The organism is Corallococcus sp. CA054B (genome assembly GCF_003611625.1).
GTDB classification, from domain to species: Bacteria; Myxococcota; Myxococcia; order Myxococcales; family Myxococcaceae; genus Corallococcus; species Corallococcus coralloides.
The window spans coordinates 22,646-48,592 of sequence record NZ_RAVY01000054.1 but is presented as its reverse complement, the minus strand read 5'-3'; the positions used below and the strand labels follow the sequence as shown (position 1 = coordinate 48,592).

At 68.2% G+C, this 25,947-nt stretch carries 17 protein-coding genes and 2 pseudogenes; 5 read left to right on the top strand and 14 right to left on the bottom strand.

The window, feature by feature from the left end; translation table 11 throughout:
- Nucleotides 1-131: 131 nt before the first annotated feature.
- On the bottom strand, nucleotides 132-539 hold the full coding sequence (locus D7V80_RS15810; RefSeq protein ID WP_120588951.1) for a low molecular weight phosphatase family protein: 408 nt from the start codon (nucleotides 537-539) through the stop codon (nucleotides 132-134).
- Nucleotides 540-750: 211 nt separating this feature from the next.
- Between D7V80_RS15810 and D7V80_RS15805 the strand changes: the two genes are divergently transcribed.
- Nucleotides 751-1,674: a TerC/Alx family metal homeostasis membrane protein gene (locus D7V80_RS15805; RefSeq protein WP_120588950.1), complete on the top strand. Its 924-nt coding sequence runs from the start codon at nucleotides 751-753 to the stop codon at nucleotides 1,672-1,674.
- Nucleotides 1,675-1,677: 3 nt separating this feature from the next.
- Here the strand turns inward: D7V80_RS15805 and D7V80_RS15800 are convergent, their stop codons facing one another.
- Both D7V80_RS15800 and D7V80_RS15795 read right to left on the bottom strand, forming a co-directional pair.
- Complete coding sequence (locus tag D7V80_RS15800) at nucleotides 1,678-2,493, bottom strand: hypothetical protein (RefSeq protein ID WP_120588949.1); 816 nt, start codon at nucleotides 2,491-2,493, stop codon at nucleotides 1,678-1,680.
- A gap of 110 nt (nucleotides 2,494-2,603) precedes the next feature.
- Nucleotides 2,604-4,871 carry a PAS domain-containing sensor histidine kinase gene (locus D7V80_RS15795; protein ID WP_120588953.1) on the bottom strand — a complete coding sequence of 756 codons (2,268 nt, stop codon included), beginning with the start codon at nucleotides 4,869-4,871 and terminating at the stop codon, nucleotides 2,604-2,606.
- Nucleotides 4,872-5,267: 396 nt separating this feature from the next.
- Between D7V80_RS15795 and D7V80_RS42255 the strand changes: the two genes are divergently transcribed.
- Entirely contained in the window at nucleotides 5,268-5,975 is a 708-nt protein-coding gene (locus D7V80_RS42255; RefSeq protein WP_199738662.1) for a hypothetical protein, read from the top strand.
- Between the two features lie 63 nt (nucleotides 5,976-6,038).
- Here the strand turns inward: D7V80_RS42255 and D7V80_RS15790 are convergent.
- The 3 genes and pseudogenes from D7V80_RS15790 to D7V80_RS15780 all read right to left on the bottom strand — a co-directional run.
- Nucleotides 6,039-6,473, bottom strand: a pseudogene (locus tag D7V80_RS15790) (thermonuclease family protein); the annotation flags it as partial.
- Between the two features lie 2 nt (nucleotides 6,474-6,475).
- A complete protein-coding gene (locus D7V80_RS15785) occupies nucleotides 6,476-8,167 on the bottom strand; it encodes a lamin tail domain-containing protein (protein WP_370452498.1) in 1,692 nt (563 codons plus the stop codon).
- 15 nt (nucleotides 8,168-8,182) lie between these two features.
- Nucleotides 8,183-10,210: a hypothetical protein gene (locus tag D7V80_RS15780; RefSeq protein ID WP_120588947.1), complete on the bottom strand. Its 2,028-nt coding sequence runs from the start codon at nucleotides 10,208-10,210 to the stop codon at nucleotides 8,183-8,185.
- Nucleotides 10,211-10,404: 194 nt separating this feature from the next.
- Between D7V80_RS15780 and D7V80_RS15775 the strand changes: the two genes are divergently transcribed.
- Together D7V80_RS15775 and D7V80_RS15770 are read left to right on the top strand one after the other, a co-directional pair.
- Nucleotides 10,405-11,178, top strand: a complete 774-nt coding sequence (locus D7V80_RS15775; RefSeq protein WP_120588946.1) for an alpha/beta hydrolase — start codon at nucleotides 10,405-10,407, stop codon at nucleotides 11,176-11,178.
- A 10-nt stretch (nucleotides 11,179-11,188) separates the two neighbouring features.
- The gene (locus D7V80_RS15770; protein WP_233585385.1) at nucleotides 11,189-11,767 is read left to right on the top strand and encodes a DUF2378 family protein; all 579 of its coding nucleotides are present in this window, start codon (nucleotides 11,189-11,191) and stop codon (nucleotides 11,765-11,767) included.
- A gap of 3 nt (nucleotides 11,768-11,770) precedes the next feature.
- Here the strand turns inward: D7V80_RS15770 and D7V80_RS15765 are convergent, their stop codons facing one another.
- Complete coding sequence (locus D7V80_RS15765; RefSeq protein ID WP_120588944.1) at nucleotides 11,771-12,931, bottom strand: acetyl-CoA carboxylase biotin carboxylase subunit family protein; 1,161 nt, start codon at nucleotides 12,929-12,931, stop codon at nucleotides 11,771-11,773.
- 129 nt (nucleotides 12,932-13,060) lie between these two features.
- On the opposite strand from D7V80_RS15765, the gene D7V80_RS41800 reads away from it, so the two are divergent.
- Complete coding sequence (locus D7V80_RS41800; RefSeq protein WP_158616640.1) at nucleotides 13,061-13,207, top strand: hypothetical protein; 147 nt, start codon at nucleotides 13,061-13,063, stop codon at nucleotides 13,205-13,207.
- A gap of 909 nt (nucleotides 13,208-14,116) precedes the next feature.
- Here D7V80_RS41800 and D7V80_RS41435 read toward each other — a convergent pair.
- From D7V80_RS41435 to D7V80_RS15740, 7 genes and pseudogenes are all read right to left on the bottom strand, one after another.
- Entirely contained in the window at nucleotides 14,117-14,338 is a 222-nt protein-coding gene (locus tag D7V80_RS41435) for a hypothetical protein (protein ID WP_147447113.1), read from the bottom strand.
- Between the two features lie 132 nt (nucleotides 14,339-14,470).
- A complete protein-coding gene (locus D7V80_RS15755) occupies nucleotides 14,471-21,034 on the bottom strand; it encodes an RHS repeat-associated core domain-containing protein (protein WP_233585383.1) in 6,564 nt (2,187 codons plus the stop codon).
- Between the two features lie 87 nt (nucleotides 21,035-21,121).
- Nucleotides 21,122-21,514: pseudogene (locus tag D7V80_RS43925) on the bottom strand (SpvB/TcaC N-terminal domain-containing protein); the annotation flags it as partial.
- A gap of 36 nt (nucleotides 21,515-21,550) precedes the next feature.
- Nucleotides 21,551-23,089, bottom strand: coding sequence for a putative metal-binding motif-containing protein (locus D7V80_RS15750; protein ID WP_158616639.1), 1,539 nt, complete (start codon nucleotides 23,087-23,089; stop codon nucleotides 21,551-21,553).
- A 509-nt stretch (nucleotides 23,090-23,598) separates the two neighbouring features.
- The gene (locus D7V80_RS15745) at nucleotides 23,599-23,895 is read right to left on the bottom strand and encodes a hypothetical protein (RefSeq protein WP_120588940.1); all 297 of its coding nucleotides are present in this window, start codon (nucleotides 23,893-23,895) and stop codon (nucleotides 23,599-23,601) included.
- Nucleotides 23,895-24,059, bottom strand: coding sequence for a hypothetical protein (locus D7V80_RS41795; protein ID WP_158616638.1), 165 nt, complete (start codon nucleotides 24,057-24,059; stop codon nucleotides 23,895-23,897). Before D7V80_RS41795 ends, D7V80_RS15745 begins: the two co-directional genes overlap by 1 nt.
- 265 nt (nucleotides 24,060-24,324) lie before the next feature.
- Complete coding sequence (locus D7V80_RS15740) at nucleotides 24,325-25,110, bottom strand: zinc metalloprotease (RefSeq protein WP_233585381.1); 786 nt, start codon at nucleotides 25,108-25,110, stop codon at nucleotides 24,325-24,327.
- Between the last annotated feature and the right edge of the window lie 837 nt (nucleotides 25,111-25,947).

Sequence of the window (25,947 nt, the reverse complement as noted above, 5' to 3'; positions counted from 1 at the left end):
CGGGAAGCCCCCCCGCCGCGACGCTGGACGTCGCGGCCTTCGCCTCCCCTCCTCGCGAGCCCGTCCGTCCGCCATTCGGCCCGGACACCCACGGTCACGCGTCAGAAGGGCCCTGCCTGCGCCGCACCCGCCTACTGCGGGCGCTCCCAGCCGTGGCGGGTCACGAAGTCCGACACCATGGCGGCCGTCGCGTCGCGGATCTTCTCCACGTCCGCCGCGGACTTACCCACCGTGTCCTCCATGGGCCAGTCCTCGCGCTTCTGGTCCGCCACCGTCGGCGCGTCCGGAAGCCCGCCCAGCGTCACCAGGATCTGCGCGCTCTGGGCCAGCTCCGGCGTCAGGCGCTGCGGCTTCGCATCGCCCAGATCCACGCCCATCTCCTTCATGGTGGCGAGCACCTCGGGATGCAGACGCTCGGCCGGCTGCGTTCCCGCTGAAATCGCGCGCGCCTTCGCCGGGTCCGCCAGCAGGTTGAAGAAGGTCGCCGCGATCTGCGAGCGACCCGCGTTGTGCGTACAAGCGAAGATGACCGTGTTCATCGCACCGCCTTTGGAGTGTTGAGAATCATGATGTTCCTGGGCTTCCTGGGAAGTATCACATCCTGAGCGGGGAAGAGGACAACGCTCGCCCCCCACCCATCATGTCTCCCTGACCAGGGGGGTGTCATGACGACGGATATGGGTAGGATTTGACTCCGCGCGAACCCTTCGCTCGGGCGGAAGCCGGGGGGATGCCTAGGTTGGTGGGGTCATGCAAAGCACCCCTTCCTGGGCCTGGGTCGTCTTCTGGGCGCTGCTCCTGGCGCTGCTGGTGGTGGACCTGCTGGCGCACCGGGGAGGGCGGGGGCAGTCGCGCCGCGCGGCGGTGCTCTGGAGCCTGGCGTGGGTGGGCCTGGGCCTGGGCTTCTGCGGCTTCGTGTGGGTGACGCTGGGCACTGAGCGCGGCCACGAGTACCTGGCGGCGTGGCTCATCGAGAAGAGCCTGAGCCTGGACAACGTCTTCGTCTTCCTCGTCATCTTCCGCAGCCTGAACGTGCCCCAGCGCTACCAGCACGAGGTGCTCTTCCTGGGCATCTTCGGCGCGCTGGTGTTCCGGGCCCTGTTCATCTTCGTGGGGGCGGCGGCGCTGCAGCGCTGGGGCTGGGTGTCGTACGTCTTCGGCGCCATCCTGCTCATCACCGCGTGGCGCGTCCTCCGCGAGGACCCGTCGAAGCAGGAGGACAACCGGGTCGTGGGCTGGCTGTCCCGGAAGCTGCCGGTGACGGACCAGGTGGAGGGGCCGCACTTCGTGGTGAAGCACCATGGCCGCAGGGTGGCCACGCCGCTGCTGCTGGCGCTCGTGGGCCTGGAGGTGACGGACATCCTGTTCGCGGTGGACTCGGTGCCGGCGGCGTTCTCCGTCACCACCGACACGTTCATCCTCTACAGCTCCAACGCCTTCGCCATCCTGGGGCTGCGCGCGCTCTACCTCGTCATCGCCGGGGCCGTGGGGCAGCTGAAGTACCTGCACTACGGGCTGGCGGGGGTGCTGGCGTTCGCGGGCGTGAAGATGGTGGTGGAGACGTGGGTGCACATCCCGCCGCTCCTGTCCGTGGCCATCATCGTGGCGGTGATTGGCGGGGCGGTGGGCGCGAGCCTGGCGCACCGGAGGTCCGTGCGCCAGGTGGAGGCCTGACGCTCAGGGCGTGGGCAGGCCCGCGGTGCCGCCGGGAGTCAGGGGCTTCGTCAGGAGCTGGTCGAACGTGGGGTTCGCCGCCTTCGCGATGCGCGCCGCGTGCTTCTTCAGCAGGGCGGCGTTGGCCTCCTTCACGTCCTTGCCCGAGGCCAGCTCCAGTTGGGTGATGTACTTGCGCAGCCCGGCGCGGCGCTGCTCCAGCTGCAGCCGCTCCGCCTCGCCGAGCTTCGGGTCCTCCAGTTGCGGCGAAATCGCGGCGAGCTGCTCCTCCAACAGCGCGATGTTCGCCGGGTCGGACGCCTGGGACACCCCCGGGGCGCCCGCGTCCGGCGCGGCCTCGGGCTCCGGATACACCACGGCGGTGAGGCGGCCGAACTCCTGGGGCGACATGCCCTGCGCCTCCAGGTTCAGGAGGAGGGCGGTCTGGGCCTTGCCCATCATGCGCAGGGAGGCGCCCGCGGCCCGGAGCTGCGCGCGGCGGCTTCCACTGCTGAGCGCGCTGCCGTGCTCCTGGACGAACGCCAGGGTCTCCTTCTGCAGCACGGCGTAGGCGGGCAGGGTCGCCTCGCGCGCCGCGAGGTAGGCCTCCAGCCGCGCCTCCTCCAGCTTCAGCACCTTGCCCGTGGCAGGCGGCTGGAAGGGGTAGCGGGCGTTGAGCTCGGCGACCTTCTGGGCGCGCTCCTGGGACTGCATCAGCGTGGCCACGCCGGCACCGTCCATCTGGCGGTCCGCCCAGTACCCGGTCGCGACCAGGCCTCCGCCCACGAGGAGCAGCCCGCCGACACCCAGCCCCAGCCCGAGGATCCACTTCTTGTTCATGGCGCTGCTCCGCTCTCCTTCCGGAAAGAGCGGGGCCCGCCCGCCGCCGGAGCCCCTTTGCTACCCGGGCCGTCCCTGGAGGGCAAGCGCGCCCCGGAAGGGCGGCCCCTTCAGTCCCGGGCGGGCGGCCGTCGCGGCAGCTGCACGAGGAAGGTGGTGCCGTCCTGGACGGTGGAGCGCACGCGCAGCCGGCCGCCGTGCGCATCCACGATGTGCTTCACGATGAACAGCCCCAGCCCCAGCCCGTGGGAGTTGCGGTGGCCGTCCCGGGCCTCCGCGCGCTTGAGGGGTTCGAACAGGTGCGGCATCAGGTGCTGGGGAATGGGGCGCCCCTGGTTCTTCACCGCGAGCGTCACCGCCTCCGGCTGGCCGCGCAGCCGCACGCGCACCGGGCAGTGGGCGTCTCCATAGGCGAGCGCGTTGTTCACCAGGTTGGTGATGACCTGCGCCAGCCGGTCCGGGTCGCACCACAGCCGGGCCCCGCCCCGCCCCGCCACCTCCAGGCGCCGGTCCGGGTGGGCCTGCTGCACCTCGTCCACCACCTGGCGCACCAGGTCCAGGAGGTCCACCTCGCGCGGGTCCATGGGGATGCCGCCGCCCAGCCGGGCCTGGGTGAAGTCCAGCACGTCGCGCAGCATGCGGTGCGCGCGCTCGGCGCTGGAGAGGATGCGGGCCACGGCCTTCTGGTCGCGCGGGTCGGGGTCCTCGCGCTTCGCCAGCGACGTGGCGGCCATGGTGATGGCGGAGATGGGGTTGCGCAGGTCGTGGCCGACGATGCCGATGAGCAGCTGTTCGAACTCCGCGCGGCGCTTCGCCTCGGCTTCCGCCTCGTGCCGGCCGGTGACGTCCTGCATGGCGCCCACCATGCGCACCGGGCGGCCCTGGAGGTCCTTCACCACGCGGCCCCGGTCCTCGATGAAGGCCCACGTCCCGTCGCCCCGGCGCATCCGGTACTCGGCCTCCCAGTGGCCTTCGTGGCTGTCGAGCGCCGCCTGCAGCCCCCGCATCACCTGCTCACGCTCGTCGGGGTGCATGCTGTCCGTCCACCACGCCATGTCCATGACGGGCGGCCCCCGGGACGTGTCCAGCCGGAGGACGCGGGGCGCCGATTCGCTCCAGTGGATTTCATCCGTCACCAGGTCCCAGTCCCAGATGATGTCGCGGGTGGCCAGGGTGGCCAGCCGGTAGCGCGTCTCCGACGCACGCAGCTCCTGCTCCGCCCGGCGCCGCTCGGTGATGTCCAGCGACACGCCCGACACGCTCACCACGCGCCCGCCCGCGTCGAACACCGGCAGGAGGCGGACCTCGAACCAGACGCCCATGAGGTACAGCTCCGTGGCCAGCCGCTCCCCGGCCAGCGCGCGCAGGATGACCTCCAGCACGTCCCGGCGGTCCCGGAACACGTCGAAGACGGAGCGCCCGTGCATCACCCGGGAGGGCACGGACGTGGACGTCACGCCCTCGCCCTCGAAGAGGGTGAACACGCCCTGCGCGTCGAAGGCCCAGAGCACGACGGGCAGCTGCGTGAGCACGCGGTGGAGCTGCTCGCGGGCCTCGTCGCGCTCCTGGCGCAGCGTGCGCGTGGTGGTGATGTCCGTGGACACGCCGCACAGGGCCCACGGCTCGCCCGGCACGACGCTGGGCAGGGGGAACTTCATCGTGTGGTAGAGGTGCGTCCCGTCGGGCTGGAGCACCTCCTCGTCGAAGACGAGCGGCGTCTTCGCCGACAGCACCCGGCGGTCGTTGTAGCGGAAGCGCTCCGCCGTCTCCCGGGGGAACAGCTCCAGGTCCGAGCGCCCCAGCACCGACTGGCGCTCGTGGCCGGAGATGGCCTCGAAGGGGCGGTTGATGAAGAGGTACCGTCCGCCGGCGTCCTTCGCGTAGATGGCGGCCGGGGCGTGGTCGAGGATCTCCTGCAGCCGCCGTTCGCGGGAGCGCAGGGCCTGTTCGTGTTCATGGACGTAGTGGGCCACGGCCTCCGTCAGGCTCCGGTCCAGCGCGCGCCACAGCGTGCGCAGCTCGTCCGTGCCGAGCGGCTGGTGGGACGCATCCAGCACCTCGAGGATGGCCTCGCGCAGGAGGCCGTACTCCTCCACCAGCGTCTCCACGCGGGCGCCGGCCCGGAAGCGCCGCAGCCCCAGCTCCCGGGCATGGGCCCAGACCTCCCCCGTGGACCACGTCTCCACGGCGCCCTGACGGAGGACGAGCACCAGCGCGTCCACCAGCTTGAGCATCCCCTCCAGCCGGTCCTGGAGCTCCGAGTCCCTGCCCCGGGGGGGGTGAGGCTCCAGCCGAGCGCCCCAGCGCCGGAGGATGTCCTCGCGCCGCGCCTCCACCAGGTCCGCGAGCGAGTCCGTCGTGGAGGCGACGGGGTTCATGCCGGCACTCCGGAGGCACCGGTCGGACAAGGCAGGCCGCCTGCTGTGGGAAGAGTGAATGGCACTGAACCCCTGCTCCCGGGACATGGCTGGAGTGGAGAGAAGATGGACATCCCGCGTCACGAAATGGATGGGGCCCGCGGGACGGGGTGGGGTGGGTTGCCCACCTCTGGGATTGAACCCGGGGACATGGCGGGCGGCCATGGGAGGCCTCCGTGAACCGCTGGGCCCCGTCAGGGACCTGGGGGAGACTGACGCCCAAGAACACGGGAGGCAGCAGGCCATGGCATTCGCGGAACGCAGGACCGGCGGGCAGGGCGCGCACGCGCTGGCGACGGGGCGGTTGCCCCCGGGGACGTGGTCCCAGGTACACGTCCAGGTGGGCGAGGGCCGGTCATGAGCGCTCCCCAGAAGGTCGACCCGCTGGAGTCGCTGGCCCGGGGCCACGTGCGCAGCGTCTGGGAGGTGCTGGATGCGATGAGCACCCTCATGCGCCGCCGCAACGAGGGCCTGCCGCTGAACCTGCCGCAGGTGACGCTGTTCCTGCGCAGCGGGCGTGAAATCACGGGGCTCGTCCGGGAGTACGGCGAGTTCCGCCAGGGCCGCGGCGTGCTGCTCATCACCTCCGGCGGCTATGGTTCGCATGGGGAGGGCCTGGACGTGACGTTCGTCCCGGACGGCGTCATCGAGGCGCTCACGCTGCACGACGCCACGGTGCTGGACACGCCCGCGAAGTCGATGCCCGAGTCCTCGCCCATGCACCTGCGCCGCCACCTGCCCGCGATGGCCGACAAGCTGTCCAGCGCCTGGGGCACGAAGGTGGCGGCGGAGTTCGGCACGGCCACGGAGCTGGAGCAGGAGGCCCACATCCAGCCCCTGGCGTGGCTCGTCGAGCAGGCCGGCGAGGTGCTGCGCAAGCTGGCCGCGACGCCCGACGTGGGCGACGTGCTCCGGGAGCGGGTGCGCAGGGTGCGGCTGAGCGTGGGGGACGCCTTCGGGGCGAGGCTCTCGGACGGCACGCTGGACCTCACCACGTCGCGCCGCCCGGCCGCCTGGCCGCTGGAGTCGGAGCTGGCCCGAGCGGTGAAGGACACGCTGCCGTAGGGTGGACGCGGGAGGGCGCCGTCCCCGGGGACACGGCGCCGGGCAGCGGCCCCACAGGCCCCGGCGGGCGCGCCGGGCCTCCAGCTCCAAGGCCTCGAACTCGCCGCGCCGGGAGGCCCCGGCCGGCGGGATGAACAGCGTGCACGCGTAGCCGCGCCGCACGAGCAGCGCGTTCACGTCCTCGCCGTCCACGGACACGTAGGCGAGCCGCCGCCCGAAGCGGTCCGTGCACGCCTCCGCGTCCCGCAGCCGCACCGTGCGGCCCTCCACGAGCGAGCGGTTGAACGCCGCGGCCTCCTCGCCGAAGCAGTCGTCGTGCCCCTGCGTCGTCTCCGGGGTGTCGGCCAGCAGGTAGCGGATGCGCTCGCCGTCCTGGAGCACCACCGTGTCCCCGTCGATGACCTTCGTCACCACGCCCGTGCTCGGGCCGCACTCCCCTTCCCCGCCACCACAGGCGCACAGGAGGGTGAGCCACAGCAGCCACTCCAGTCCCCGCATCCTCATCGCGCGCACGTCCGGTTCTCCCGGCCCGGGGTGCCCCGGTCGCCCACGCCGTAGGTCACACCGGCGGGCGTGGGACAGAAGGCCCCGGCCGCGTCGTTGCCGGTGGCGTCCCGCACGCGCGCGTCCAGCTGCGACGACACGCCGGGGCTCGCGGCGTTCGTGAAGGCCACCGAGTCCAGGACGGTGCCCTGCGCCGACAGCTTGAGGACATGGGCCCCCGCGCCGTTGCCCAGGCCGAACGCGAACGTGCCGAGCACCATGGGCAATCCGCCATTGAGTGAAGCGTCGTCGCCGCGAGCGAGGACCGCGAAGCTTCCGGCCTTCATCGACAGGCACAGCGGGGACTCCAGGACGGAGCTGCCCGACTCATTGGCGAGCGTCACCCCGTTGAGGTCCACCTCGCGCAGCGCGAGCACCTCCACCCATTCCCCCTGCGCATCCGGGACGGCGGCGGGGTCGGCCATGAACTCGGTGAGCACCAGGGAGCCCACGGTGGGAGCTCGGAGCGCACGGGGCTGCCCCGTGGTCCGGTCGATACAGCCCGCCTGCGCCGTGCCCGCATCCGTTCCGGTGCACGCGCGGTTGGTCCGTCCCGGCGTGCCCAGGTTGCCCCTGTCACCGTAGGCCTCGGTGGCCGCGCACCAGGACGCCGTGACGTCGTTGTTCTTCGCATCGACGGTGAGCGGCGCGGACACCTGGGTGGCCACGCCGTCCTGGGCCGGGCCATACAGTGCGCTGTCGATGAGCACGCCTCCCGCACGCACGGCGACCACGCCGCCCGCGTTGCGCAGGTCCACGGAGAACGTGGCCAGTGGCTCCGGCAGACCACCGTTCACCTCCGGCTCCCGCCTTCGCGCGAGCAGCGCGGACTCTCCAGCGGCGAGGGACAGGCAGCGCTCCGACTCCAGGCGGGTGCCGGACGTGTCCGTTCCCACCGTCAGCCCATTGAGATCCACCGGCACGGTGGCGCGGACCTCCAGCCACTCGCCCACCGTGTCGTCGCCTCGCGGGTTGGCCATCACCTCGGTGATGATCAGCTCTCCGGGTCGCGGGGACTGGACCTCCCGGGGACCGACCGCGCCCGGTGGCAGGCACGTCGCTCGGGATGTCACTCCGCCATCCGCCACCTCGGGACACGGCGCGTTCGCGCTGCCTGGACTGCCCGGCGCATCGCACCAGCGCGACAGGCCGTCCTGGGTCCGGGCCGAGCCCGACTTCGCAGGCGCTTCGAGCACCACCGAGTCGAGCATGCGCGTCCCGCACCGCAGCCCCAACAGCCCCGCGCTGTTCCCCAGCGCGCCGAGCGCATCCCCATAGGTCTGGTCGACATGCTCGGGCAGTGCGTCCTCGCGAACGTCGCCCAGCACGACGAAGGCACCCGCATCCACCGGCAGGCCCGTGGTGAACGTGTAGACCCGCTCCTGTGCCGCCTCGTCGCGCGCGGTGAAGAGCGTGACGCCCAGCAGGTCCACGGTCTGCCCGGTGGGGTTGTGGAGTTCCACGTACTCCTTCCCCGTGTCCGCGCCCGCGGGGTCGTTGAGGTACTCCGTGATGACCAGGTCCCCCGGCACCAGCGCATCACAGGCCGCTGGCTCCTCCTCCCACGTGGGCAGTCCGCACGCCCCCATCCATCCCAGCACCCATCCCAATCCCAACCGCACGCCCCATCCCCGCACTGCCCAAGCCACCACACTCCGCTCCCTTCAGAACCGCGTCTCCACTTCCAGCGCGAACAGGTGCCGGGGCGCATCCGGCGGCGTCCGGGCCCCTCTCGCGTCCTTCAAGTCCACGACCCACGCGTACCGGGCCCGTGTCGTCACGGCGTCCGCCGTCCAGCTCGCATCGAGCGTGGCCCTGACGGCCTGCTCCAGCCGGTTGCGCGTCGACAGGTCCTCGTCCCTCCACACCGCGCGGCCCCGCAGCCTCACGGCGTCACAGGGCCGCACCTGCGCCTCCACCACCGCATGCGCGTCCTCACGCACGCCCCGGCTCACCGGATCATCCACGCGGGCATGCGCGTACTGCGCGGCCACGGACACGGCGTCATGAAGCTCCGCCTTCACCCGGGCCGTGATGCGCAGGAGTGACCCTGAACAGGGGTCCTCGCCCGAACCGTCGAAGCAGTCCCCGGCCACGCCGACGTCCTTGTCCCGGTACTCGGCCCACAGCGACGGTTGGAACAGCGCATGCGCCCGCCAGTCCACCCGGGCCGAGGCCCGCAGGTTCACAGTGCCGGCACTGCCCACCGCCGCGCCGTCGGCGGGCAGCGTCCACGCATCCACCTCACCGCGCAGCCGCAGCGCGCCCTCCACGCGGTGCAGGTAGCGCACGCGCGCGCCCACTTCATTGCGCGCCCGTGAGCCCTCCAGTTCGTCCGGGCCGGACATCGCGCCCGTGTAGGGATTGGCGAAGCCGCGTCCGTAGGCGCGCAGCGCCAGCTCCAGTTCCTTCGATGTGTCCGCCACCACCGTGCGCTGAAGCGCGCCGTAGCCACCGCCTCCGCCCATTGCCGAATCGAACGTGCGCGCCGCTTCCACGAAGAGGTCCACGGGTCCCAGGCCCCACGCACCATCCACGCCCACCGCGCCGAAAGCTCCGCCCGCCGGGTAGCCCGCCGTGGAGCGGAAATCGAGCACCGCGCCCTCCACGTTCCACACGGGCCGCGCGCCCCAGGCTGTCACTCCGACCTGTGCCCGCCGGGTCCACGCCATCGCCGCGTGGCCGCCTCCCGCCCACTCGTGGAACACGCCGGACAGCGTGCGCGACACCACGCGTCCGGTGGGCGCGCCCGTCCCAGCGAGCCACACCGCGGGCGCCTTGCAGGCAGTGCCTGTGCAGGACGTCCGTTCCATCAGGGCATGCGAGAGCAGCGAGCGGGACTGGTACGAACCGAAGCCCGTCACCGACACGCCCGAGGAAGTCCGCACCGTGCCCACCACGCCGCGGAAGCCTTCGTCCCACTGGAAGTCCGGCGTCACGTCCGCGTCGCGCTCCTCGGGGGTGCAGGCGCCTTCTCCCAGGAAGCACCAGCGCTCCACGTCGCCCGGCACGCGCACGGTGTCGTCAGGCAGGAAGCCATCCGGAGTGGGCAGTCCGGTGGTGTCCAACGTGAGCCGCTGACCGAAGCCCAGCCGGTACGATCCCACCAGCACGGAAGCCCGCTCGCCTGCCCACTGACCGTGGAGCTTGGGCACGACCACCGATACGCCGGGCGCCTCCGTCACCAGCGCGCGCCGGTTCACATCCCGGCGCACCGAGCCCAGCCGTCGCCGCGTGAGCGACGTGAGCAATCCCACGCGCCAGCCCTCCGGCCCCGCCACGCGCACCTGGAGCGCCAGGGGAGGAAGCACCGGATCCGACGCGGCGAACGCCGTCAGCAGCCGCGCATCGCCCGTCACCCGCTCTGGCTTCGAGCTCGTCAGGAAGGGCGCCAGCCGTCGCCGCTCCTCCGGCGTCAGTCCCCCGGAAGCCGTGACCCCATCCACGCGCGCGTACGTCAGTCCCGGCAACGCATAGAGCGCGGCGCGGGACGCATGCGACACATCCACGCCCGAGCGCCGTAGCACCAGCAGCGCGGACAGCGTCTCCGCCGTGATGGCGCCGTCCTCTCTCAGCGCGAACAGCGCCTGCTCTCCCGTGTCCTCGGGGTCTACCTCATAGGTCGCGGCGAGCGCCGTGAGGGGCAGACCCAGCAGGAAGAACAGCCACACGCAGACACGGACGGAGCGCACGCGGCCGGCCCTCTGCACGAGCGGGACCACTCTTCCCTACAGAGAAGGCGCGACGCGCGGTCCATCCCTTCCCCGGACCCGCCGTCCAGGCCAGGGACGGCGGTCCATGCGTCTCCACGTAGGCGTGGGGCGGTGCGGCTATGCTGCGGTGACATCCTCGCGAGGCCGGTCCCATCCGGCCCCAGAAACAGCGCATGGGCTACGTCCATATCCTTCGCCACTTCCCCTCTCCCCAGGAGGGGTTCAACCGCACCGTCCGCATCTACACGCCGGACACCTACGACGCCTGGCAGGACCACCGCTTCCCGGTGCTCTACATGCACGACGGGCAGAACGTCTTCGCGCATCCGGAGTCCGCCGTCTTCGACACGTGGTGCGCCAATCGCGTCGCGGAGGAGAACGTCCAGGCGGGGCGGATGGAGCCGTGGATCATCGTCGCGGTGGACTCGGGCCCCGGCCGCTTCCAGGAGTATTCGCCGTGGGACGAGCCGCGCAACGGCGTGTCCGCGCGCGGCGAGGCCTACGGACGCTTCCTGGTGGAGGAGCTCAAGCCATACATCGACCGGACGTACCGCACGCGCCAGGGCAGTGAGTGGACCGGCCTGATGGGTTCGTCGCTGGGCGGGCTCATCTCGCTGTATCTGGGATGGAAGTTCCCGCGGGTGTTCGGGCGCATCGGCGCGCTGTCGCCCACGGTGATGTGGAGCCAGGGCCGCTTGTTCGACGCGTGGCGCGAGCACAGCCATCGCTGGACGCGCATCTACCTGGACGCGGGCGCCACGGAGTACATCCACGCGGGCGGCATCCCCCTGGACTACGGCCGGGGCACGCACGACTTCTTCCAGCATCTCAAGGGCCTGGGCTACGGCGACCACGAGGTGTCGCTCGTGCTGGAGCCCGGCGGCGAGCACCACGAGAAGGACTGGCAGCGCCGGCTGCCGGGCGCGATGCAGTGGTTGCTCGGGTGAGCCCGCTCTCGTGACACGAAGGCCCCGCTCGGTGCCGCCCGAACAGCGGCAGGTCTACGTGCAGGTCGTGGAAGGCCTGCTCCAGCATGGCTTGAAGGGCCAGGTGTCCCCCCGCCTGCGGGAACGGCTGCGCCAGGCGGGTGTGGACCTGGACCGGCCGCTGTTGCCGCTCTATCCCGTGCCGCTCTGGACGAGATGTCTGGAGATCGTCGTGGAGGAGGTCTACCCGGACGTGCCCCGCGCGGAAGGCTACGCCCGGCTCGCCCGGGCGCACGTGGAGGGCTACGGGGCCACGCTGCTGGGGCGCGCGGTGATGGGCGTGATGCGCGTGCTGGGGCCCCGGCGCGTGGTGCATCGGCTGCCGGAGGTGCTGCGCGGTACGGACAACTACACGGAGGCGACGCTCGTGGAGCGAGGCCCCACGCACTTCGAGCTGCACCTCAACTCCAGCCTCGGCGCGCCCGGCTATGTGGAGGCCCTCTTCGAGGGGCTGCTGGCCGCGGGCGGCGCGAAGGCGCCTCGCGTGACGAAGGTGCACGACGACGGGGACAGCTCCACGTACGCGCTCACCTGGACGCTGGAGCCCTGAGCCTCACGTCGCCTGGATGAAGCGCACCGCGTCCTGCATGGACTCCAGGTCCGGGTGGCGCGTGAGGTACATCTCTTCGCCCAGGAGCGAGTGGTAGATGGGCGGCAGCTCGCGGTGCACGAGCAGCGACTTGCCCAGCCGTTCGACGATCTGCGCGTGGGAGTGCTTGTAGCGCCGGCCGTGACGGCGGGCGCTGTGGCAGACGTGGTGGCGGGGGATGTACTGGAAGTCCGCCACCGGGTCGCCCGTCACCACGCGGGCATAGAGCCGGTACACGTCGATGTCACACGTGTAGTTCATCATGTCGGTCATGAAGCCGCCGGGCGGGCGCAGGTTGGCCTCCAGCACGACGAAGCGGCCATCCGGCAGGCGGAAGAACTCCAGGTGGAACCAGCGCTCGCGAAGGCCGAACGCGGCGACGACCTGGCGGCCCAGCACGTCGAGCGCGGCGGGGATGTTCTGGAGGCTCCAGAAGGAGATGTCACGCCGTTCGGTGACGGTCTCCATGCCGCCGTCGCTGTATTCGTGGCTGAGGTTGAAGACGATGACGCCGTGGCGGTCCACGATGCCGTCGTAGGTGACGATGGTGCCGCGCACGAAGGGCTGCGCGACATAGGACGTGGGCAGCGGGTGGGCGAGCGCGGCGTCCACCTCCGCGTCGCTGGCGACCTTGAAGGTGTGGGCGGCGCCCACGCCCACGTCGGGCTTGAGCACGAGCGGGTAGCCCACGCGGGCGGCGAACTCCTTCACCTGGTCCGCGTCGCGCACGCGAAGGAGGTCCGGGTGGGGGACGCCGGAGGCGTGGAAGACCTCGGCCATGCCGGACTTGGAGCGCAGCTTGTGGATGTCCGGGGGCTGGAGGCCGGGGACATGGAAGTCCTCGCGCAGGCGGGCTTCGACTTCGAGCCAGGACTCGTTGAGGGACTCGATGCGGTCGATGCGGCCGTGGCGCCAGGTGAGGTAGCCGGTGGCGCGCAGGAGGGCATCGGAGTCGTTGAGGCTGGGGACGAAGAAGTATTCGCGCAGGGACTCGCGAAGCTCCGGGCGCAGGGACTCGTAGGGTGTGTCGCCGATGCCCAGCACGGTCACGCCGCGCTCGCGCAGCGCGGTGGCGAAGTGGAAGTACTGGGAGGGGAAGTGAGGGGAGATGAAGACGAAGTTCATGGCTCCTGGCGGGCGAGTCCTCCGCTGGGGTGGACCATAGCGGCCCCGCCCGCGCCCTAGAAGCCCGCTGGGGAACAGTGTCCACCAGCGGCACTCGCGCGGAGGGCTTGCACCGGGAACACTCGCGGCATGGCGGAGGATTCCAAGGCGTTCGCACAGGCGCGGGAAGCGATGGGAAGGCACACCATCCCGGAGCTCATCGACCTGCTGGAGAGCGAGGACGTCCGCACGCGCTTCCTGGCGGAGATGTGTCTGAGGGACGCGACCTCCACCTGACTCCACTTCCAGCCCGCGGGTCCGCGGGCCGAAAGGGAGGCAGCGGTGAAGGAGTGGCGCGACTGGTGGGCCGCGCGCAGGGACACGTTCAAGAAGCGCTGGGGCGACCGGAGCGGCGCCTGACGGCCCCCGTGAGCGATTACCTGCGCCCTCAGCGTAGCAGGACGGATTCGAGGAACGTCTTCAACTCATCGTCACTCATGTCCCCGCGCAACATCAGGCCGACACAAGCACGTGCCAGACGCCCCATGATGTTCGGGCTGGATCCTACTGGACTGTGGGCTGCCGCACGGACCGCGAGGACGCCCCCTGCCATTCGGGCCCTTGACGCTGCATCGAGTCCTTCGAGGACAATGTGAGCGAACTCCTGCGGCAATCCGACTCGTGGCGATGCGGTCGCGTATCCAGGAGCGGGACTCCAAGGCGCACCGTCCGCCTGGGTCCACGGGACTTCGAGCCGAAGCACGGGTTGCTCCCGCACATACGTCCCCGTTAGCCCAAGGAGCCCGTACTCCGAGTAAGCACCCCGTGGAATCAGTGCCTCAATGCCAATGCTGGTGAGCATCGGCATCTCCAGTCCCGAGGCCACATTCCGGTCGACCAAGCCCGCCGGGGCGTAGGTCGCGTCCGAACAATCACCGAGCCACACGCGTACGCCCCCAAAACGACCTATTTGCAGAGTTTTCATTGAATTCCCCAGAGCAATCGCCACGCGAGGCCAAACCACTGGGGATGCGATTTGCTCACCTCAGGGTGGTACACGCTGAACGGCGAGACGTCTGTCGGCCGCGCTTCTGCACCCTGTCTCGGAGCCTGCCCGCGTTGTGCTCAGGCCGCCTTCCGCCCCTCTGGAAAGGTAAGAGGGGAGGAAGGTGAAGGCTGAGCACAACGCGGCAGCGCGTCGCCTCGTCAGAAGGACTCCAGGCTCGACTCAAAGATGTCGAGGTCATTCGTGATGACCGTCATCTCGGCCGCGACGACAACGAAGCGCCGTCCACCGCTGATGATGACATGCACATCCCGTTCGGTGACGCCCTCGCGAAACGCAGCCTGGACTCTGCGCAGGTCCTCACCCATCGGGCTGGTGATCTCGATCTCCCCGAGCTTGGTGGGCAGTTCGAGGTAGTCCACCCCTGCGAAGATGACATCCAGGTTTTGAGGGTGCTGCGCAGTCCGTGCGCTTCGGATCAGAAGCTGGTCGTGACTGACCCGGAATTCCCAGACACGGAAGGTCCGCCCTGAAAGGTTCATTGATGGCCTCGCCTACTGAAACGGGTTCGGGACGGTCTTACCGTCAAGGAAGAACGTGATTCGGTCCCACCACTGGGGATTCGACTTGATCTGGAGCAACTCCCAGTCGGTGGCGCCGCCACGCCCTGATGCGGCACGAGTCACAGCTTGCCACGGACTATCGACGCCAGTCAGATTGAAGCTGACTCGGTTCGAGGGATTGCTGACGACATCCGTGAACGCCAACTTCCACCGCATGGGAGCCGCGCGCGCCCACTGCTTCCAGGTGCTGCCGTCCACAAACCTCGCGAAGTCGTCCAGATAGTCCCCAAGGCCAAGCGCGACGTTCAGCCCCTTATTTGCGACGTTGGTGACGGACAGGTCTCCCGCCGCTGCCAGTATGCCACCTCCCGTGGAATGGGGCCCCATCATCGCCTTGAGGTGCCCTGACACCCCGCTGGCACTGCGCGATAGGGAGGAGGCACCACTGGCAACACCCTCACCCGCTCCATAAATCGCGGCGCCAGCCATGGCGACATTGAAGGCAGATTTTCCAATGCCCATTGCGCAACCGGTTGCACCAGGAGCATTGCATGCCGCCCATGTTGATTTGACGCTCTCTCCAGCCGAGACAAATGGGATGACCTCGTTGACGGCGTAGCTGACCGCCGCGAACTGACTGACGGGCGCGTAGTGGTCGTAGGCCTGCGAGGCCTTGAGCATGGTGTCGACCTGCCCCCTGAGACCGCTCATGCCAGAGCAGGCAATGAACAGGCTGCAGGCAAAGCTGTCCGACCCGGGAGGGCTCAACGCCTTGGAAACCGTCGTCAGCACGGACGTCGCGCTGGAACGGTAGGGCGCGGAGCTCTGGCCCACGTCATTCGTGTAATGCCCCGCCGGCGCCACCTTCGCGTCGTCCAGGGCCGCCACACTGGGCACCCGGAGGTCCACGCTGGGAAGGAAGAGCGTGGCCCCCGGCGCGAGCATGTAGCGCTCCACCAAGCTCATCGCCGGGCTCTGCATCGACGTGGAACCTCCCGAAGCTCCGTCCCACCGGCTCACCAGCGTGCCACCGTAGGGGATGAAGCCGCTGGGGTCGGTGTAGCGGGTCGGGTTGTTCAGGACGTAGGAGTACGCGTTGTACGCCTGGACCGAGCCCGGATCCGCGACGACCGGATCCACGCTGAGGAACTTCATCAGCCGCGGGTCGTAGATGCGCCCGCGCATGTTGATGAGCCCCAGCTCGTCGTCATGCTCATGCCCCGTGTAACCCTTCCGCGCGCCCGAATGGAAGGCATTGGGAGCCTGCGCCAGGTTGCTGGCATTTCGACGTGCGCCGAAGGGGTCGTACTTGATGCGCTCCACCACCGCGCCTGATGCGTCGGTGACCGTGTCCGGGCTGCCCTGGCGGTCGTTGAGGAAGTAGCGCACGTTCTCCGTGCTCGCCCCCTCATCCCAGGACAGCTCTCCAATGACACCCTCGGGGCTGGGAATGCTGAGGACGTGCGTCCTCGTCAGGCCCTGCGTGCGGCGCTGGTAGAGGCCCCCCACATAGAGCACGTCCTCCTGCGCACTCTTCTTCCAAACGCGAGCACCCGACGCGTCGTAGCCGAAGGCCACCGTGTCACCCGCGGCGGTGAGGGTCTTCGGCAGGTCGAACGAGTTGAATTCGACCGTCCGGACGAGAGCACCCGTCGCATCCCGAGACGCAACCTGGTTGCCCCGTTGGTCGTACTCATAGGTGAACGCGTCGCTCCCGAGCTGCGCCTGCTTGACGGCGTGGGGCCCGCCGCTCGTGCCGCCGCTGTAGTTCAGCAGCGCGGACGGCTCCCAACCGGCGATCGGCGAACGGCTGAGCAGGTTGCCAAGGCCGTCGTACTGGAACTGGGTCTCCAAACGCTGGCAGTTCTGAAGCACCCGCCACCACTCCAACCGGTCGAGCACGTCGTAGGAGAACTTCTCCGTCACCCCCACCATCAGGTCATGTCGCGCGGCCAGGTTGTCATTGGCCGTGTACTCGTAGGCGAGCCGCTGGACATTGGCGCCATTGCGCTTCGCTTCCAGGAAGCGCAGACGCCCCCGGCTGTCGTAGCGAGACTCCCGTTCGACACCGTTGCCGTACCGCGTCTTCTTCAGACGTCCGACGCTGTCCCGCTCGAGCGCGGACCAGTAGTTCATGAAGAAGGCACCCGTCCGATAGATGCCCGAGAGCGCGCCACGTGCGTTGTAGGCATAGCTGATGGACACCGGCTGCCCGTTGAGCGTGACGGGATAGGTGAGGCGGCTCAGCCGGCCGTAGTCATCGAACTGCCGGCTCATCGTCAGCGAGGTCCCCGCCGCGTCCTGCTGGGTGTCCGTCTCACGACCGAACTCGTCGTAGAAATGCTGAGTGGTGACGACCTCGGGCGGCCCACCCAGGACCGTGCGGGTCGCCTTCGTCAGGCGCCGCATCGCTCCCATCCCGGAGTCGTACTCGTACGCCAGCTCCTCCTGGTTGTTCTTCGCGCTCAAGACGCGTCCCAGCCGGTCCCGCTCGTACGTGGTGGCAAGCAGCCCCGCCATGCCGTCCAGGCCGTCCGCTTCACGCTTCACCTCACCGAAGGCGTTGTACCGGTAGGTGCGCGTCCCGGACCCCGGATCCACCGACCGCTCCAGCCGTCCCTGGGCGTCGTAGATGTTCAGGCTGCGGTTGCCTTGAGGATCGTCCGTGGTCTCCAACCGGCCAAAGGGGCCATAGCCGTACGCCATGGTCGCTTCCTTGGGCGTCCCCACGGCCTCGGTCACCGTCACCATCAGGCCCCGGAAGTCGAAGACACTCTTCTTCACCAACTCCAGCGCATCCGTCACGGACGTCTGGGTGGTGTAGGCGGCCGGAACCGTGTAGGTGAAGCGCTCGACGAGCGTCCCCGTCGGGGAGGAGATTCCCTCGCCCACTCGACGCGCGGTGAGACGATTCAGGGCGTCGTACTCGTAGGATTCCCAGGTCGGGCTCTCGGTGCTGGTCCGCGGAGCCTCCAGCTTCCCAACGCGTCCGTGCGCATCGTATTTGACGCTGGAGACCACCGTCTCACCGTCAAACCGTGGCCCCTGGCTCGAAACCGGCCGGCCCATCGCGTCGAACCGGGTGATGGTTTCCGTCAGCGTTCCCACACCCGTCGCCACCTGAGTGCGCTGCTGCAACAGGGCCCCGTAGCGCTCGTAGAACGTCCGGACGACGGACTGGTCACCCGGCGCGACAGAAGGTCCACGGTAGAGCGGGGTCACCACGCGCGGACGGCCGAAGCCGTCGTACTGGAAGCGCGTGTGCACACCGTTGGGATCCGAGGCCTGCGCGAGCACTCCCAACCCCAGATGGTACAAGTATTTCCAGGTCGCCCCTTCCGCATCGGTGGAGGAGACCACCTGCGTCTGGTCGACGTCGTCATACGTGACCGACTCAAAGCGATTGACGCCGCCACCCTCGCGCTCGACGCGGTGGACGAGTCCGCGCGAATCCCGCAGGAAGGTCGTCTTGAGGTAGGTCTCGGAGGTCTCCGGCGGCAGGCTGCCCTCGCCGCTGCGCGAAGGCTCCAGTTCCACGATTTCAACCTGTCCGCGGCCGTCGAACGTGAACGTCTGCGTCCGCACGTTGGCCGCGTCCGCTCCGCCCACGCAGCCGACCGCTGGCGACCTGGCGCAAGACGTCCAGGAGCTGGTCACGGACCAGGTGCCCTGGGGCCCCCACATCTCCGGATCGAAACCGAGGGCGCCCACGGTGGTCACCTGCTGCACCTGTTCGGTCTTGTTGGCGCCATGGACAAGCTGGGTGCTCTTGACGGGCGTGCCGTACTCATCAAGCTCCGTGAGGGTCTCTGTTTCAGAAACCACCGTGACGGTGCCGCCCTCGATCTCCTTCACCGTCTCCACGACCCGGCTGGCGTACTGCTGGTAGGTCGGTGCATACGTCGCCGGATTCCAGCTGTAGCTCCACGTCCGCTGCGTCTGCTGCTTCGCGCCCCCATCCAGGGGCACCTCGACGGTCTCCTTGAGCGGAAGATGCGCCTGGGGAGCCACAGTCCTCCTGGGATAGACAATGCTCGAGTTGTACTGGTAGCCAACCGGCTCGCCCACGAAGGAAGTGTTGCCATAGGCCGTCGTCGTCCGAGCCCCCGTCAGCTCATCCACGATGATCCGCTCGCCAAAGCCAAGCCACCCCAGCCCCTGCGTATCGGAGCGTCCGTCCCGATAGAGATAGCGCCAGCTCCGCTGCTGCTGCTCATTGGAGTTGAGCGACATCCGGGAAACCACGCGCATCGACACGGGAGCCAATCGCAGCCAGGGCCTGGCGGTGGTATTCACCAGTTCCGTCGTGTAGAACGGCTCGCTGGGTGTGACGTTGCCGTGGGGATTCGCTTGAGAGAGCGGAGCGTACTCGAACGAATAGTTCAGGCCCGAATAAAGCTGATAATTCATGACCTGGGTGTTGCCGTGCACCCGCTTGAGCACATCAATGGCCTTGGTGCGCCGCGCGACCTTCAGCGAGTTCCCCTGGCGCCAGGTGAAATCGAGCAACCCATCGTTGTTGACGTCAATGACCTGGGCCCATTCCGCATTGTCACCACTGGACACCGGCGATGCCGACAGAGTCGACAGGGTGCCGAAGTTTCCTTGCGCCCCTGCGAGCAGAAGCCGAACCGGTTCCCCCTCCTTGAAGATGGCGAAGTCCACACGGCCATCTCCGTCGAAGTCTCCATGCTCCGTCTTGGCCGCCAGCAGGCTCGTGACGGTATTTCCAGGCAAGGGAAGCTCGCGGGCTTCAGTGAACCCCGCCCCGGTGTTGAGCTGCACCGTGAGCCGAGGGGTCGTATCGGAAAGACTCATCAGGCCCAGCATCACCGCATCCGCGAGCCCATCGCCATTGACATCCACGAAGTCGAAGGTCGACGCATAGAAGGAGGGCACCCACAGGGGAAGCGCCGGAGGCTTGCGGATGGTGGTCGTGAACACGTCCATCGCCGGAGGCAGCCCCTCGCTCCCGCGCTCCACCTCGTGGTAGGCGAGTCCCTCCAGGAAGGTGTTCCCATTGGGGCCCACGCCCAACAGGCTCATCTTCCCGCTCCCATCCAGGTCCACTGCGCGCAGGCCGAACCGAGACGGCTGGAAGAAACCGGTGGGGGACTCCTTGGTCTTCTTGCCGGACGCCGGCTCGGCGACCACGCGACGCTTGGCCGGGACCATCGAATCGGCATCCCCCGTCAAATCGATGTGGTGCTGTCCCATCCACACGCGATCGTTGCGGCCGTCACCGTCGACATCGAGCCAGTACTGGAAGTTCGGCTCGGAGCCGACGGCCAGGAATTCGTCCGAACCCACGCGGCTATGGCCATACATGGGCGCCAGATTGGGGCCCCCCTTCGGCTTGTCCCACATGCACGACAGCGACGTGACCGTGGAACGACCCGCGCCATCCCAATCCGTCACCAATGGGAAGAGATTGCGCTGAGCGCGGTTTCCGCAGAACGCCCCCGGGTCACTGCCTCCGAAGATGGCATCCCAGACGTCGTCGAGCCAGATCGTCCCCTCGATATTGAAGTAGGGGTACCAGAGAGCCATGCCGGTCTCGCTGGAGGCCACCAGCGTGGGTGATGCGGCGTCCGGGAACTGCAGCAGGCGCATCGTGTCTTCCCAGATCTGCAACGTGAAGTCTGTCGTCATGCCGACCGAGTCCTGCCGAACGAGGTCTTCCTCAAGCCGCTTCTCGGACTTCACGAAGTACGCGAGGCCCTGGCGGCCCGCGCCCAGCCCGAAGGCATGCACGCCCACCCCCTGGGCCGCGTCGCTGACGTTCTGGGCCGGCGGGTACTCGAACTCCCAGGAGCCCTGCTCCCATTCGAAGCGCACCGGCGCCTTGCACACGTTCTTCCCGTCGCACTCCCGAAGTTCCGTCAGCAGGCTCCGGTTGCTCGTCATGCTCGGGGAGTAGGTCAGGTTGTAGGAGCGCAGCACCACGGTGGGAGGCTTCTCCGAACCGGCGGCGATTCCAGGTCCCTTCATGTCGATGCCCGTGAGACGGAAATCCCTGCCGACCTTCACGCCCGCCAGATATCCCTTGAAGACATCCGTCCTCGGCCCGTAGTTGAACTTGACCTCACGCGTGCCGGGCTCGAGGGTTCCAGAATCGTTGCGAAACTGCGTGTAGACAATCCGGTCAGGCCGATGCCAGGCCCCGGACTCGGCGCCCAAGGGCGCGTGATCGTAGAACACGTCCATCCGGTTGCCGGGATGGTCTTCCACGGTCGCGAGCGCCCAGGCGAGCTTGACCGTCTCGCGCTCCTTCACCTGGATGGTGCCATCCGGCCCCTCGTCCAGCTTTTCGTAGACGCCCTGGATGAGGGCGTCGTCACGCGACAACGTCTTCCCGTAGGTCCGGATGAGTCCGTCGCGTCCCCGGACCTCGAAGGTCGTCGGATCCTGGGGATCCGAGTCCGCGGGGATGCGGATGGAGGCGTAGCTGTCATGCTCGGTCTTGAAGGAGCGCGGATTGTCCTCGTCTTCGTTGTCGGACGGAACGAGCCGGACGCCGTCCAGGCAGTACGTCCGGGTGTAGCGGTCCTTCACGTGCAGTTCCATGTCCGGGAAGAAGTCGATGGCGACGGTCTTCCCGTCTCGCGCGAATGAGTTCGGGCACAGGCTGATCTGCGACAGTCCGGACAGGTTGAAGCCCGGGCCCAGGAGCCCGTCGCTTCCCTGGCTGTCATAGACGATGGAAAGCGAAGGCTGGATGCCCGCGCGCCCCGCCGGAACCCAGAGGGGCACCGTCACGGAAGCGGAGCCATTCTGCGTCACATCCGCCACGAAGGGGGTGATGCCCGGCGCGTTCGCGCCGTCGGTCCCCGTGTCGAGGATGGTGTCCGGCCCCAGTTCGAAGGGAATGCTCTCTGACGTGACTCGCGAGCGTGTCCTGGCCAGGCCGTCAGGGCCATCCGCGGAGGGCGGCGCGGGAAGACAGCCCCCGAGGAGCTGGGCACCGTAGAAGAACAGCGTGAGTCTGGCCGCGAACCGCTTGCGGCGCTCTGGAGGTCGTGAGGAGTGGCTCATAGGGAAATACCGGTGCTGGAATGGAATGAGGGATTGCTATTGGCAGACGGACTGCTCGCAGACGCCGGACTCGTCCACGTCACCGGAGCAGTTGTTGTCGATGCCGTCACAGACCTCGACGGCGTTCGGGTTCATGTCGCGCCGGGTGTCGTCACAGTCCCTGTTGTCCCGGGTGGTATTCGGCGGCTGTCGGCACGTCAGGACCGCACCCCAGCTGGCGCCGGAGCCATCACGGTCCTGGTCGGGATAGAAGGTGATCCAATCCGCCTGGTTGCTCGCATCGTCCACGGAGCCGTTGCAGTCATCGTCCAGGTCGTTGGCGCACAGCTCCTTGGAAGGGTTGCCTGGGGTGCACAGACCGTAGTTGCCCCATTCGCAGACCACCTTGGGCGGCTTGCCATCCTCGACCTCCACGGTCTCGCAAACCTCGCCACAGGCCGGAGCCTCGCGCTTGCAGACGCCCAGGCCGCAGGTGATGGGCGGGACGTCATCCACCTTCCCATTGCAATCGTTGTCCTCGCGATCACAGGTCTCCGGATGGGGAGGCCTGGGCGTGCAGGTCTGCTCCACGCCGTTGACGCACGCCTGGACGCTGGCGGCACAGGCCCCCACACCGCACGTCTTCAGGGCCCCGGGCTTCACCGCCGCGTTCGAATCGTTGCAGTCCTGGTTGTTGATGGATGCCCCCGCGGGGACACTGCAGGCGCTGCCCGTCGAAGGACCCGCGCCATAGCCATCGCCGTCCCCGTCCCGGTAGTAGGTCAGCTTGACGCCTTCGTCGACCGAGCCATTGCAGTTGTCATCCACGTTGTTGCAGGTTTCGGCGCTTGGGGTGCCGGGGGTACAAGCGTTTCCGGTCCACTCACACACCTCCTTGGGTGGCTTTCCATCCCGGACATCCACCATCTCGCAGACGTTGGTGCACGCCGGAACGCTGCGGAAACAGGCGCCCGTGCCGCAGGTGATGGGCGGAAGGTCGTCCACCTGTCCGTTGCAATTATTGTCAACGCGGTCGCACACCTCCTGACTGGGGGTGCCTGGGGTGCAGGTCTGCTCCACGCCGTTGACGCACGCCTGGACGGATCTGGCGCAAGCGCCCACGCCGCACTGCTTGATGACGCCCGGCTTGACGGCTGCGTTGTTGTCATTGCAGTCGGTTCCGTTCGTCACGTAACCGGCGGGGCGTCCACAGCTGTCGATCCAGTTGTTCGGCGCCCCGTCCCCGTCCCCGTCCGCGTCCCGGTAGAACCTGCCGGCCTGCCAGACGGACGCGTTGGAGTCGTTGCAGTCGAGGTTGTTGGGCACCCAGCCGAGGCCGAGGGGGCACCCCTGAATGCTGGCACCCGCGCCATAGCCGTCCCCATCCGCGTCCCGGTAGAGGGTGCGCACCAATCCCTCGTCGATCTTTCCATCGCAGTCATTGTCGAAGCCGTCACAAATCTCCGGCTCGCACTCCGACGGCGGCGGACAGTCCGGGCAGCCGCTGACCTGATCCGGGGGCGGTTTCGTGGGATTCGCGGCAAAACCAATCGAGGAGGCGAGGGTTGCGGTCAGGAACAGGCAGGTGGACAGCATGGCCGCATACAGGCCAAGGCTCCGCCCACTCACGCGGATGCGTGGTTTTCGTGTCATTGATTTTCTTTCGCTCTTGAACGGAACGGAGGTCGCGCGGCGTGCGCCTGGGTCAGGCAGGGCTCAACCGATTCGCAATGGGGATTGCTACAAGGAGCCCCCCTCCCGGCGCCTCTAGGAACACGGAAGGTTGTCAGCAAGACACAGGCCAATGCCGCGGCCCGTCTCGTTCCAAGCGCCGAGCGGGTCCCAGCGTCGCGATTCGGGATGCCCCATCCCGCCCATGGACGCCCCCGCTCCAGGAGCCGAACGTCGAGCGGCCGAGCGGCCCTTCACCGAGCTGTGTTCAGCCAGGGGGGCGCAGCGGGCCTACAGGGTCATGCCGCCGGGGGCACGGTGAAGCCCAGGGATGCGCGCAGTGCGTCCACGTGTGCATCGCGGGATCGACGGGTGGGCCGCGCACCGGGACCCGTTCAAGAAGCACTGGGGCGACCGGAGCGGCAGCTGATGGCCTACCCCTGGTCGGGCCGAAGGCCGCCGACCCTGCCTGTCTGAACGATTTCCTGGAGGGCGGACGCGATGCGCTCCCTCGTGACGGAAGCGACGACCACGAGATTCCTCTCAAGAAACACGCTGCCTCCCTTCAGCGCATCGCCAACATCCTGGGTCAAGCGAACCGGGTCGTACACGGTGAGCGTGTATCGACGCTCCTGAATCACCGCGACGACTCCGGGGAGCCAGCCTTTGGCCTCAACCTCCCAAGCGGAGTCCTCGAAGCCGGGAGGGAACTCCAGAATGATGTTGCTCATCAGGACTCCAGGCTCGACTCGAAGAGGTCGAGGTCATTCTTGATGATCTTCATCCCGGCCGCGACGACAACGAAGCGCCGTCCACCGCTGACGATGACATGAACATCCCGCTCGGCGACGCCCTCGCGAAACGCTGCATGAACTCGACGAAGATCATCCACCATCGGGCTGGTGATCTCGATCTCCCCGAGCTTGGTTGGAAGTTCGAGGTAGTCCCCCCTACGAAGATGACATCCAGGTTTTGAGGATGCTGCGCAGTCCGTGGGCTCCGGAGAAGGAGCTGCTCATGGCTGACCCGGAACTCCCAGACACGGAAGGTTCTCTCTGAAAGGCTCATCGCCAACCTCGTCTACCAAAACGGGTTCTGGGTTGAAGACGCGATGCCTGCCGTGAGACAGAGGCGCCCGAACGCCTCTCCTCGGCTCGAAGCTACTGCGCCAGGTCCGGGCGGTAGGTGGCCAGGGTGCAGCGCATGCGTTGCACCTGTTCCGCGCTGAAGCCCGTCATGCAGGCGTCGTCCGTCAGCTCCATGTAGTTCTGGATGGGGACCGGCACGCCGCCGCAGCTGGTGATTCCCGCAGTGCACCCCTTGTGGGAGGTGGCGTTGGGCGGGGTGTCGCAGATGCGGTCGCCGGTGGTGTAGCAGTCCGGCGCGGTGGCCGTGCCGCACCCCGAGTAGTACGTGTGGAACAGGCCCAGGTAGTGGCCCACCTCGTGCGTGACGGTCCGCCCGTTGTGGTACGGCACGACGGGCCCCACCCGTCCGAATGCCAGCCAGTTGATGACCACGCGGTCCTGCGGCAGACCGACAGCGCCCGTGGGCTCCGCAGGGAGGAAGGGCACGTACCCGCGCGAGCCGCCAGCGCTGTTGGTGTAGATGTTCACGTAGCGCGTCGGATCCCAGGCGGTGCTGAGCCAGTAGCTACCGGTGTCCTGGTACCAGGTCGTGTTGCAATAGCGCTGGATGCCCGTGGTCGGGTTGCCCGAGGGATCCACGGTGGCCAGGAAGAACTCAATCTTGCTGTCCACCCCACCGCTCCCAGGGGTGCCAGCCATCGCGCGGAAGTCCTCGTTGAGGACCGCGATCTGACTGTGGACCAGCGCGTCCGAGACATTGCCATTCGTGCACGCACTGTCCGCGACGACATGGACCACCACCGGGATGCGCCGCACCGCCAAAGGCAGCCACTGAGGGCCAGGGACGGTCGAGTCCATGGAACAGTCGGAGGCGGAAGAGGAGTACTTCACCATCCAGGAAGGCCCAGGCTCCGGGGCTGCACAGCCGTCGGAGTGGACCAGGGGGGACGCTCCGGACAGGAGCGCCAGGGCATGACTAACAAGCAGGGAATGAAGTGTCATTTGAACCCAGGATATCCCGGGCTCGCGCGGCAGGCCCCTCAGAGGATCCGCACAATCTCCAGGATTCGAGCAGAACCGATGACTCGAGCCCCGGCATGCATTGGGATTTCCATCCCCTGAGCCACGTGCTGCCAAGGCTCGGACAGAAGCGGCTCGACGACGGCTTCTTTCTCCTGTCCCGGCACAAGAGGTCCGGCGTCATCCAACGTGACCAGAGCACCATCCAATGCCATCTGGCCATCGTCGGTTCGGCTTCCAATGTTCCAATTGGGCCTGAACTCTTTTCCCACCGGTCCCTGGGTGCCTCCCTCTCCAGGCGTCAAGAGCCTGACCACTGCACGGATGAGTAAACGCCCTCGCATGGCTTTCTCTTCCGGACGCCGCTAGCGAACTTCAAAGACCGCTCATTCCACAGCATCAAGCGGCGCCACTCCAATCCACTCGATTTGAAGCGTTCCCGTTCTATCCACCTGCGTGCGTCCGCCCTCAAACACAACGGAGCGAACAAGCATCTCCACAGGCCTGCCAGACACCACCCCGCAGGCACGCGCACCAGGCACTACCACTCCAGACAAGATGTCCACCGCTGCAATCGTCGAACCAGGGTGGGCAGCCAATGGATATGGAGTACTCGGAACATGGCGGTCGTCATGACTGCTCCTGAAGGCCACGCAGTCGGGAGGTCGTGTCCCG

Coding starts and splice junctions, on each gene's coding strand:
- D7V80_RS15805 (WP_120588950.1), top strand. CDS start 751: ATGCAAAGCACCCCTTCCTGGGCCTGGGTCGTCTTCTGGGCGCTGCTC.
- D7V80_RS15745 (WP_120588940.1), bottom strand. CDS start 23,895: ATGAGCAACATCATTCTGGAGTTCCCTCCCGGCTTCGAGGACTCCGCT.
- D7V80_RS41795 (WP_158616638.1), bottom strand. CDS start 24,059: ATGGTGGATGATCTTCGTCGAGTTCATGCAGCGTTTCGCGAGGGCGTC.
- D7V80_RS15750 (WP_158616639.1), bottom strand. CDS start 23,089: ATGCTGTCCACCTGCCTGTTCCTGACCGCAACCCTCGCCTCCTCGATT.
- D7V80_RS15810 (WP_120588951.1), bottom strand. CDS start 539: ATGAACACGGTCATCTTCGCTTGTACGCACAACGCGGGTCGCTCGCAG.
- D7V80_RS15795 (WP_120588953.1), bottom strand. CDS start 4,871: ATGAACCCCGTCGCCTCCACGACGGACTCGCTCGCGGACCTGGTGGAG.
- D7V80_RS15775 (WP_120588946.1), top strand. CDS start 10,405: ATGGGCTACGTCCATATCCTTCGCCACTTCCCCTCTCCCCAGGAGGGG.
- D7V80_RS15740 (WP_233585381.1), bottom strand. CDS start 25,110: ATGGACTCGACCGTCCCTGGCCCTCAGTGGCTGCCTTTGGCGGTGCGG.
- D7V80_RS15765 (WP_120588944.1), bottom strand. CDS start 12,931: ATGAACTTCGTCTTCATCTCCCCTCACTTCCCCTCCCAGTACTTCCAC.
- D7V80_RS42255 (WP_199738662.1), top strand. CDS start 5,268: ATGAGCGCTCCCCAGAAGGTCGACCCGCTGGAGTCGCTGGCCCGGGGC.
- D7V80_RS41800 (WP_158616640.1), top strand. CDS start 13,061: ATGGCGGAGGATTCCAAGGCGTTCGCACAGGCGCGGGAAGCGATGGGA.
- D7V80_RS15800 (WP_120588949.1), bottom strand. CDS start 2,493: ATGAACAAGAAGTGGATCCTCGGGCTGGGGCTGGGTGTCGGCGGGCTG.